4 protein-coding genes are annotated in these 12,107 nt (G+C 39.9%); 3 read left to right on the top strand and 1 reads right to left on the bottom strand.

Annotation, left to right across the window (positions count from 1 at the left end; translation table 11 throughout):
- Nucleotides 1-249: 249 nt before the first annotated feature.
- Together ACXAF2_RS08705 and ACXAF2_RS08700 are read left to right on the top strand one after the other, a co-directional pair.
- The gene (locus ACXAF2_RS08705; protein WP_475138196.1) at nt 250-4,395 is read left to right on the top strand and encodes a S8 family serine peptidase; all 4,146 of its coding nucleotides are present in this window, start codon (nt 250-252) and stop codon (nt 4,393-4,395) included.
- A 625-nt stretch (nt 4,396-5,020) separates the two neighbouring features.
- Nucleotides 5,021-9,184 (top strand): S8 family serine peptidase, encoded by a 4,164-nt coding sequence (locus ACXAF2_RS08700; protein WP_475138195.1) that lies wholly within the window; start codon nt 5,021-5,023, stop codon nt 9,182-9,184.
- 64 nt (nt 9,185-9,248) lie between these two features.
- Here the strand turns inward: ACXAF2_RS08700 and ACXAF2_RS08695 are convergent, their stop codons facing one another.
- Complete coding sequence (locus tag ACXAF2_RS08695; RefSeq protein WP_475138194.1) at nt 9,249-10,475, bottom strand: helix-turn-helix domain-containing protein; 1,227 nt, start codon at nt 10,473-10,475, stop codon at nt 9,249-9,251.
- Nucleotides 10,476-10,710: 235 nt separating this feature from the next.
- Between ACXAF2_RS08695 and ACXAF2_RS08690 the strand changes: the two genes are divergently transcribed.
- Nucleotides 10,711-11,967: a helix-turn-helix domain-containing protein gene (locus ACXAF2_RS08690; protein ID WP_475138193.1), complete on the top strand. Its 1,257-nt coding sequence runs from the start codon at nt 10,711-10,713 to the stop codon at nt 11,965-11,967.
- The last annotated feature ends 140 nt before the right edge of the window (nt 11,968-12,107 follow it).

Raw genomic sequence — 12,107 nt, 5'->3', positions numbered from 1 at the left:
GAGCCTCAAATATGTTCAATTACCCATTATTGGTTTTTCTCCTGGCATTGGATGTATCAACCAGGTTAAATTCCATTCTTCCATATGTCTTGAGCATTTTAGGAAAACAAATAAATGATAATCTTTATTTTTCTTGCTAAAACTCCCTCGATTTAAAAACTGAATTTGATGAAATTTCGCAAAAGTTACATTCTATCAAATTCAAATAGTATGAATATATCAACAGATAAGAAAGAAGGGAATTGACGGATGAAAAAGCGGATTATTAAAAATGTAACAATGTTGGCACTGAGTGCTGGTCTAGTAGGCAGCAGTTTTACACCAGCCTCTCTTACAGACAATGTTCAAGCAAAGTCATCTTCAGGCATTGAACAAGTGCTGGCGAATCTTACTCCAGAGCAGCGTCAAGCGATTAAACAATTACAAACGAATGACCAAGGAGGGCTGCAGCTATCTTCTGAGGTAGATCAAAAGAGTGACGATTCCATTTCGGTCATTGTTGAATTCAAGGAAAAGCCGGAAAAGACAGCGGTACTGGCAGCAGAGTTAGAAGGAAAAAAACTGTCTAAGACGGAAGCAAAAGAAAAAGTAAATGCAGCTCATGAAACCTTTCACAAGGATCTTCAAACGATTTTTAAAAATGAATTAAAACAAAAGAAATCATCATTTAAGATCAAGCAGTCCTACAAACATGCATTTAATGGTGTGTCGATGACCATCCCTGCCAACAAAGCAAAAACACTGCTTGATTCTAAAGCTGTAAAGGCTGTTTGGAGCGATAAGGAAGTACATATTGAACCTCCTGTCACTGAACATGAATCCGGGGAGAAAGCCGAAACGCACTCGAATGTCACTTTTCCCGGCATCGAAAAGCTTCATCACGAAGGATTCACGGGAGAAGGCGTGAAAGTCGGGATTCTGGATACAGGAATTGACTACAACCATCCTGATTTAAAAGATGCCTACGAAGGCGGATATGATTTCGTGGATAACGATAATGATCCGATGGAAACAACGTATGACGATTGGGTAGAAGCAGGAAAACCATGGGCTGCACAGACATATTATACGGAGCATGGAACACATGTGGCTGGAATCATAGCCGGACAAGGTACAAACGAATCAGATTATGCAGTAACGGGCGTAGCACCCGATGCTGAAATTTATGCATATCGTGTGTTAGGTCCTAACGGTACAGGCAGCACCGGGGCGATATTAGCCGGGATTGACCAGGCAGTGGAAGACGGTATGGATGTCATTAACATGTCCCTTGGCGCCAATTACAACGACCCATTGTATGTAACAAGCATTGCCGTTAACAATGCCGTGCTTGCTGGCGTAACCGCGGTGGTGTCAGCGGGTAACTCCGGAAACGGAATGTATACACTTGGCTCACCTGGTACTTCACCATTGGCCCTTACTGTCGGGGCAAGCGACACATCTGTCACGATTCCAACATTTAATGGAACGCTTCATGCCGATACAACTGTATCAGCGGACTTAAAGCTGATTGCGAGAGGATTCGACGATAAAATAGAAGAATTAAAAGGTCAAAATTTGCCTATTATAGATGGAAGAAACGGTTCATTTATTGACAAAGATGTAAACGGAAAAATTATCCTTGATACACGCGGATATATTGATCTCAGATCTATGATAAATAACGCGAAAAAAGGAGGAGCGAAGGCTCTTCTTTTATACAACGCTTATCCACTGGAAGATGTTTATTTAGGAGAAGGTTTTGACTCCATCCCTGTATTTTTTCTAAACAGTGAGCAAGGGACTGCAATGAAGCAAGCGTTAACTTCCGGTAGTGCGACGTTTTCCTTTGATGAATTGGGTGAACCGGTTGTGACCGGAGGGGACGTATTAGCTGACTTCAGCTCACGGGGTCCATCCCGCGTCTTATATGATATAAAGCCTGAAGTAACTGCACCTGGAGTGTCGGTCTTATCTACGGTACCATCCTATATGCATGGAGAAGATCAAATCGGGAATTACAAAAGTGCTTATGAACGTTTATCCGGTACATCCATGGCTTCGCCAAATGTAGCAGGGGTTGCGGCACTTTTGAAACAAGCGAATCCCGACATGACACCTGCCGAGATCAAAACAACGCTCATGAACACAGCGGATCCATTAAATGGAGAATATAGTGTCTTTGAAGTAGGTGCAGGACGTGTAAATCCGTATAAAGCGATTCATGCTCAAACAAACATTCAAGTAAATGACGAGACGGAAACGAGTGATGGAGGAGCCAAGACTCTTGCAGATGAGGGAATCCATACGATTAAAGACACGACTGGTGCCTTAAGCTTTGGCGCGCATGCTCCAGATGGAAAGCATTTAAGAGAGACCCGTTCTGTCACGCTCTACAACAACAGCAAAGAAACAAAAACCTACGATGTGAAAGTCGAGTTCCAAACACTTGAGGAAAGATTCGAGGGGGATTATTCTCATGTAGCCAAGGATGCGGCTGCTAACGGTGTAACGGTGGAGACAAAAGAAACATTGAAAGTAAAGGCAGGTAAGAAAAAGAAAACCGCAGTAACAATGTTAGTTCCGAAAACGGCTGAATTAGGAAACTATGAAGGCTATGTGGTGTACACGAATAAAGACAATCCGAATGAAACGTATCGAGTTCCATTTGGTATTCATACGGCAGAAGAGGGCATTGACCATATTGAGGTAAATCCGCCTGCTTTTACGACCGCTGTCGAGGCTGGTTATAATGGTATCCGATGGTCAGTTGGCCTTAACTTCCAATTAAAATCTCATATGCGTTCGATGGATCTCTTCCTTGTCAATCCAAAAACGAATAAAGAAATCGGTTTTCTTGGTTCATTTGACGGTATGGGTGCTGATGAAAATATTGAATATTATCTAAGAGGTGTGCTGAATGAAGGATATTACCACCCGTTAACGGGAAATCCAGATCAGCCAATCGCGTATGATAAGGAACAAACCGAGCCAGGATTGTACAAAATCAGGATGGTAGGGACAAATGATAAAGGGGAAATCTTTACGTCAGATGCACCGGTTTACTATAGCGTTACGCAGCCTACCCTCGATCTCAACGTGGACTCTGGTGTAGTAGAATATAGTCCGGATCAAACAACGGTACCATTAACAGGTTCGGTTTACGATCCAGGGATTGAAGAAATGAAAGCTGGCGGTATGGATGTGTCTCAGGCCGATAATACATTTTACTATCACTTTGGTAGATTCCCAACCGAAGTTCCATTAGACGCTGACGGAAACTTTACGACAGAACTTACACTGCCGGATGTACCAGTGCTTCCAGTGAAAATGTATGCACAAAACAAGGCTACAGTGCAAAACTATTCTAGCTATAAACATGTGTACTATGTGAAACAAGGCACGCAGTATGGAAGTGCGATTCCAGATAAAAAGAACGTAAAAACGGGCGATAATGTCACGGTTACCCTGGCGATGAACAATATGACAAACATGAAGCAAGCCGTATATTCCTTCGTAAACCCATTGAACGTCGACACCAAAAGCATTACACCACACACGACATTGGATGGAAAAGTGGATATTAAAACAGAGAATACAGAGGTAACCATAGAAGGACAGAAGAGAATACAAACGACCATTACCGCTACTTTAACCGGTGATGCCGCACAAACGGGGCAATCAGGCAAGGTTCCAATGGTAGATGTCACATACAAAGTAAAAGAGGATTCTGCCTTAGGGGATATGGGCTTAACACAATTCAATGGTACGTACACCAATACAGATGATAAGATGAATTCCGCCACGGGTATTAGTATTCCCTATCATGTGGAACGGACATATTCCATTTTGAAATCTCATGTATTTCCAGAAGCATTTAAGAATCCTTGGGTGCCAACTGAGCCATTAACACAATTTGATTATGTAAAAGCGGGCGCGAAAGTGAAAGTAACAGATGAAGCAGGAAAAGAATATCCAACCGATTTTGGAATTGTTCACCATACGACTAATGCTTTCTTCTTAACTCGATTACCAATAACGGATAAACCATTCACAGTAGAGATGGAGATGCCGGGACATTTCAAGGTGAAGAAAACCTTCACAGTCGGATTGAAAGAAAATGGAGAATTGAAACCATACGCAAAAGCAATCTTTCCAGAACCTGCACATGCGGGAGATGTGAACCAAGATCATGTAATTGATGTGAAAGACGCACTTTCCATTCAATCAAATTGGAACACAGACAAACGCGAAGCAGATATTAACTTCGATGGAGTAGTAGGCGTAAAGGATATGCAATTTGTCATCAACAATTATTTAATGCAAAATCCTTGGATGGATAACTCTCCTGAACCTCTGAAAACACAAAATGGACAAACATTAGAAAGTGTGCTGGAGGAATTAAATATTCAGTAAGGAAAAGAGGAGAGCAACGGCCAATGGCCGTTGCTTTTTTGATGGGAGAAAAACATCTTGCGGGAAGAATGAACGACAGTTCAAATAGAATACTAGAAAGAAAGCATTAGTGTTTACAGGTGTAATTTTTTAAAGTGATCGAAAATGCGACGCAGAATTATTCTTTTATTTTCAAACAAAACATAAGGTTGTATCAAAAGGGAAGGGAATTTTATAGGGGATTGTTGGTCCTTTTTCCTACTACTATCCTATTAGAAAATAGGATATGTGTTACTGCCTTAGAGAGTATCTTATAAATATCCTTGTTTAGTATACGCTATCTTTTACGTTACTACCGTGCTGTTCAAGGAACAAGCCTTTTCACACGTCTACTTAAATAGGAATCATATCTTTGAAGTCTACTGAACCTTTTTAACTGCAAAATGATCTGTTGATGTAAGATCAAATGTCATCTATTGAACTTTTTATCCGAAAAGGCTTGATGTTATAGCACAATTCCCCCCATTGCTGCTACATAGTAGTTTATTTAAACTTTGAGATAGGGTACCCATTCGTTTTGGAACAATCACTTGTTAACAGGTGTAATAGTAGTGTTTAACAAATAATCACGATCAGGGGGAACGATATGAATAGAAGAAAGCTCAAACCTATATTTAAGGGGACGTTAATTGCTAGTTTGCTAGTTTCCGCAGGAGCGCCATCTGGGGCTATTGCCGAGAATGATATTCAGAATAAACAGAAAACAATAGAGCAAACGCTGATAAATTTAACTGATCAGCAAAGGAAGGCATTGAAACAACTGGAAACATCACCAGGGTTCACCATTTCACCGGATATCAATCAAAACAGTTCTGAAATGGTAAAGGTAATCGTTGAATTTAATCAAGCTCCCCCAGAGGTTCAGGTAGCAAAAGAAGCTGTTAAAGGGAAAAGAATGTCTCTTTCTGCTGCTAAAGATAAAGCAAAACTTGAGCATGACACGTTTAAAAGAGAATGGAAAAAAGCCAAAAAACTGAATAGACCGAATGAAGAAAATATGAACGATGCCAAAGTTACCAGAGAATACCATGAGTCATTCAATGGGGTAGCGATGGAATTACCAGGAAGGGCAGTGCAAGAGTTGCTCAGTACTGGAGTCGTTAAGCGTATTTGGAAGGATAATGGAATAAACCTTGACCTCCCGCAAGAGGTAAAAGAGATGAACTCGGGTATACCATCAAAGGTCGATGACAGCCTTCCTCAAATCGGTGCAGACAAGCTTCATCAAGAGAACATTACGGGGACAGGGGTTAAAGTAGGGGTCATTGATACTGGCGTTGACTATAATCATCCAGATTTAAGAGGTGCATATAAAGGCGGATATGATTTTGTCGATAATGACTCGGATCCCATGGAGACGACTCTTAAAGACTGGAAGGATTCCGGGAAGCCTGAATACAATGGTTCTAGTTATTATACATACCATGGAACTCATGTAGCCGGATCCATTGCAGGACAAAAGGAAAACAGCTCGGCCTCTTCTGTTGAGGGGGTAGCCCCTGGAGTTGATCTCTACGCTTACCGGGTATTGGGTCCATATGGAAGTGGATCGAATGCCGCGGTCATGGCAGGAATTGAGAAGGCTGTAACAGATGGTATGGATGTGATCAACCTGTCCCTGGGTTCGGATGTCAATGACCCTCTTAATCCAACGTCTATAGCGATTAACAATGCGATGCTTTCAGGTGTTGTTGCGGTCGTTGCTTCAGGAAACGCAGGACCTGGTGAAAAAACACTGGGATCTCCAGGAGCAGCTGCCTTTGGGATAACAGTAGGAGCTAGCGATGTGTCATTAACAATCCCGACAATTAGTGCCAATGTTGGAAACCAAGAAATAGTGGATATGAAGCTGTTAGCCCGAAATTATACAGATCAATTGGAAGACCTCCAGAATATGACCCTTCCAATTGTAGATGCAGGGATAGGTACAAAAGGCGATTTTACTAATAAAGATGTGACTGGTAAGGTAGCGCTAATTGAACGTGGATCGATTACGTTCGATGAAAAAGTACAAAATGCACGAGCTGCAGGTGCAAAAGCAGCGATTGTTTATAATAACGTAGATGGTGAAATAGAAGCTTATATAGGGGAAGGTACTAATTATATTCCTGCTTTCCGCATATCCAAGTCTGCTGGTGAACAACTTAAATCACAATCAGAAATCACCTTTGAGACATTAGGCAGCATCAAGACGGAAGGTGATCACTTAGCGGAATTCAGTTCCAGAGGACCTGCTAACGGGAATGATGACATTAAACCAGATGTCACAGCACCAGGCGTAGCGATCTTCTCGACCCTACCTGAGTTTATCAATGACCCCCAAGATGGAGAAAATTATGATACGGCATTTGGCCGTCTCAGTGGTACATCAATGGCATCGCCTCACGTAGCAGGCGCAGCAGCACTCATCTTACAAGCACATCCCGAATATACACCTTTTGAGGTTAAGGAAGCATTAATGAATACGGCTGATGAAATGAATGGTGAGTATTCAGTCAATGAAGTTGGCGCAGGGAGAATTGATGTCCATGAGGCAGTCCATTCTGATATATTGATTAAGGTTCTGGACAAAACGCTGCATGAACAAGATGGAAACTTTGTCGAAATCGATGAAGAAACGGGTTCAATTGCTTTCGGAAGTCACTATATTCAGGATGGTGAACAAGTCGAAGACAGCAGAAAAGTGGTTATTCGAAACCTCAATGAAGAAGATGCAAAGGAATTTACCACTACGGTTGAATTTTTACCAGCTAAGGGAGAAATTCAAGATGCCGGCAAAAACGGCGTAGAAGTGGAGCTTCAACATTCAGTTAGGATCGAAGCGGGTAAATCTGCAGAGGTTGAGCCGACAATTCTTGTTTCAGACAGTGCGGAATTCGGAAGGTATGAAGGATATATTCACCTTGTAAATCCGAAAAATGAAGAAGAGCACTACCAAATACCTTTTTCAGTCCGTGTGGCAGATAAAGGACTAGAGAAGATGGAATTGACAAGACCGATGATAACGAATGATACATCGAAGTTGCATCCGTATACGACTCCATATACCAATGTGATTGTCAAATTATCAAGTCCATTAAAGACCATTGATATGTTAGTGAAAGATGGAAAATCTGGAGAACCAGTCGGATTAATTGGAACCATTAATGCAAGTCATTTATTGACGGGCATTGACTATTTTGGGAGTCAATTTGTTAAGGGAGAGGTGTACCCATTCACCAACGATCCTTCAAACCCAATTTCTGATAAAAAGGTGAAATTGCCTGAAGGAGATTATTTGTTCGAAATGATTGGGTACGATGAGCAAGGTAAACCACACAGTAAAGAAGCAATTTTCATGATTGACAATACGCCTCCGAAAGTGGAACTTGACATGGAACCTGGTCTTTATGAAGTGACCGATTCGATGTTTACAGAAGAAGAAGGGCTAGAAGGACCTGCGGTATGGGTACATGGAAATGTATATGATTCAACTGTCGATGCCCTTAAAGAAAAAGGGGTGGACATTGATCAATCCAGGAATGGTGTACTTTGGTATGAGTACTCGTTCTATAACCATTATTTTCTTAATGTAGATGGGGAAGGGAACTTTAGATTTCCTGCATCGAAGGAAAGAATGGACCAGATGACATATTTAGATTCCAACCTGTTTGTATTTGATAATGCGACAGCATCAGAAGGATATCCAGAAGGTATAAAAAAATACATGTTCATAAGAGAAGGAACGGAATATGCTGTTCCTAGTTATGACAAAGAGAAGGTCCGTCTGGGTGACGAAATTACAATGACTTTGAATTTAAACAATGTTAAGCAGCTCGCCTCCGGTGAATTCAGCGTACCTTACTATAAAGATTTACTTGAATTTAAAAATGTAAAAGTCAATGATACATTTATAAAATATGCCGATCAAAAAGGTGTAGAAGTAAACCTGAATGAGCCAACATTAAATGCTGGGAACGTTAAAGTAGGGGCTTCGATTCATCAGAATGACTTAACGATCGATAAAGATATTCCATTCTTGGATGTCACATTTAAAGTCATCAATGATGAGTACTATGCTCAAGAAAACATAACATTTGATACGAGTTCCTTTAAGTATAAGAAAACTTCAGATTCTAACCCAACTATTATTCGTGTAATGAAAGACGAGTCATTTAGAATTCTGGCTGGCCATTCTATTGTGAATGGAAATATCAAACCTGAAGCTTTCTTAAAAGAGAATGGGCAGTTGGATCATTCTGCTGACTACTCTAAACTTGGAGCGAAAGTATATGCAAAAGCTTCAGATGGTAAAACCTTTGAAGCGTCTGAGATTTTCGATACTGGATACTTTACAATCGATGACCTTCCGTTATCAGAAAATGAATATGAAATTTACGTAGACATACCAGGTCACCTCACTAGCAAGTATACGACAAAACTAGTGAGAAACGTCGATGGAGAAATGGCAGGTGTGCGAATGTACGCAACTATGGACAAGTCCCCAGCTGGTGATGTAACAGGAGATGAGATGATTGATATCAGAGATGCGATTATCTCAGTGTTCTCATACGGGAAAGAAAATCTCGGGGTAAACAAGGGCGACCTTAATCAAGACGGTAAAGTTGATGAATCAGATCTTCGTTTGATCGAGAAAAACTTCCTGGAAAAAGGACCTGATGTCAAAGAGAATAAAAAGCCAAAAGAAAAACAAGGAAAGATTACGTTGGAAAAGTTATTCCATTCAATTGGTCTTGAAACAAGAGAATAGTGAACAAAATAAAAATGCCAGGGGCGAACTCCTGGCATTCTTTTATGACGTTTCCATTATTTAATTAATCCGCCAATACTTTTGACGCCAGCTCAAGAGCTTTACTCTTTTCATCTTTTTTTACGTAATAATGAAAGAGTTCTTTTTCGTATTGTTTTAATAAAGATACATAACCAGACTGTTTAAAGTATGGAAGGGCGTTAGTGATTAGGTAGTTAAAATATTCAGTGTGATGATGGTTGATTAAATGGAGAAGAAGTTTGAAGCTGATCGAATATATATATTCCTTCATTTCCCTTGCAAGGGATAACCCCTCATATACTAGCTTCTCCAATTCTTTTTTCGCCATTAGGTTACCATCAAGGCAGCTCCGGATGAATCCTTCCAGGGAGGTTAAATAAAAGGAGGATTTTTTTTCCTTCAGATCCATGGATTGTTCATATAGTCGTTTAGCAGTTTCATATTCGTTTCGATTATAGAATTCATAGGCTAAGTTATGGAGCAGCCGTGCTTTCTTATCATAAGCATGACACAGATCGCAAGTATGAAGTAGAGCCTCGTATTCCTCGACTTTCAGTTGGAAATCACGACATCCATCACTTTCCCGTGTACTTAACATAATCATTTCTGCATCAATGATTTTAAGGACATTATTGTTATTGATGAAAGAACGCAATGATTTTTCTGCATAGTAATAGGCCATTACCCTTGATCCTGCCGCAAGATAGGCAGTAGCTAACGTTAAATAATATTCTTCATTCTTGTAATCTTCAATGTTAATAGATACTAAGGTCTCAAAGGCTTTTACTATATCCTTTTTAGATAAGTAATAAATGCCTGATAAATGCTTCAATAAGTTATTTTCATAAGGTGGTAAATGCTTATACTTCTTTTTTATGGCTTTAAGAATTTTGTCTGCCGGTTTCAAGTCTTGATGCAGTAAGTGGTATCTTGCGTTCAGCAGTTCATAAAGGATTTGATAGTCACTGATTTTTATTAATGGTTCTTTCTCCAGTTTGTTTTTAAGTGTTTCGATTTCTTTATCTCTCTGCCTTATCATTGAATCATGCCAGGAATGAAGGAGTCTCTTGATGTTTTTATACCGGATGAATTCCTCTTCTACATCAATCCCGAGCCGTTTAGAAAATAACAAGGTAATTTCTGAAGAATAATCTGTCTTCCCCTGTTCAATTTTGCTAACATGAGTATTTGAGCAGATCCCATATCCAAGCTGTTCCTGTGTCAATTTAGCTTTTTGGCGATAAAACTTTATGATTTTTCCTTTATGCATACAACATTCACTCCATAATTGAAAGGATAATAACAATAAGAAACCTCACTTGAAAGAACATCCTGTAGCGGACATCAAAGCATATACAGTACTGAACTCTTTCTATCTTTTTCCTTTGATTATAATTGAATTTGATGGGATAATATTTTTGAAAAATTCTATCAAATCTCTCCTTTCACAAATCCATCGTTACCATTAACTCCATTTGGTTACATCAAAGGAACGGGTGAATTAAATGAATGCAGCTCTCTATCAAGAAATTCAAAAGTATATGGAAAAGAAAAATTGGAATAAAACAGAACTTTCGAAGATTACAGGTATTCATATAAGCGAGATCAGTCGCATTCTTAACCACAGACAGCCCCTTTCACTTCAAAACCTGGATGCAATGACAGCTGCATTTGGCGAATCAGAAGGCACCCTTTATCCATACTATTTGGAGGAATGCTTAAATGAAGGAAAACGGGTGGACAAACGAAGAAGTGTCCAGTTCTTGTATAAGTGTGCTGCTGAAGGGTATGAGAAGTATTCCAATAAAATGGTAGATATCATGTTGGAAGAACGGTCTAAAACGATTAGAAAGAAAAATTTATTATATATATTTTCCGTTGCAGAAAAACTTTTTGAAGAAGGAAAGGGAAAGCAGGCCCTCCCTCTCTATGAAGTGTTGATCGAGAGCGAATCAGATCGATTCTCAGAAAAAGTAGCCGTAAGCTATTTCAGAAGGTTTTATATCGTAAAAGGAACAGACAAAGGGCAGCATGCTCTGTCTCAATTGTTAGACCAACTAGCCTACATGCCTGTTGACATTAGGAAGGAATCCTATATGTGGATAATGGCAGATTACTATCGACGTGAAGATTGGAGACAGGTCCTGAATTATGCAGAAAAACTGGAAAAAATGGCGGCTGAAGGGGAATATTATGGACGGGCACTCATGTATAAGGGTTTCGCTCTTTCCAGATTAGGTGCCTCTCTTGAAAAAGTGTTAAGTTTGATCGATCAATATTCACAAGTGAACAACTACTACGCAGAAACAGCTGTCGGAAACCGCTATGCAGCCTTATTGGATTCTGGAAAGTTGGATTATGCCGATGAATATCTCTCATGGTTGGAAAAAAGGGATGATGTGTATGCAGGATTACCGCGAATTTTCGAGACATACGTCCGCTTAAATCGGATAGAAGATGCAAAAAACTTGATGGAAAGATTCAGTCATGTGATTCAAGATATGGCTGTAAGTAAGGAGCCATGGTTAAAAGAGAAACGGTATCTGGATTTTCGCTACGCATTTGCTTTGTTTCAATGTAAAAGCAACCAGTATGATAGAGGGTTGAACGTATTATTGGAAGTAGCCGAATCATCTTTGAGAATAGGGAATATTGAAAGGTTCAAAAAATGTTTATTGGCTTTCTGGGAATATAGAACCCATGCAACACCCCAACATGATGAGAACTATTGCCTGTTATTAAGGGAAGGAAATAGGAGATAACAATATAGGCGTTGATTACAATTGGAAGGGTTGAAACAGGTTGATCCTTAGGTAATGGGAGAAGGGATCGATAAAAAAACAACCGTACTCGTGAACATCCTGAACATGAGTACGGTTCCTTCAGAACTAGACATTTATTG

The organism is Rossellomorea sp. ABR4_004, from assembly GCF_056159585.1.
Note: the sequence above shows the minus strand (reverse complement) of the source record. Positions and strands in the feature narration are given on the sequence as shown.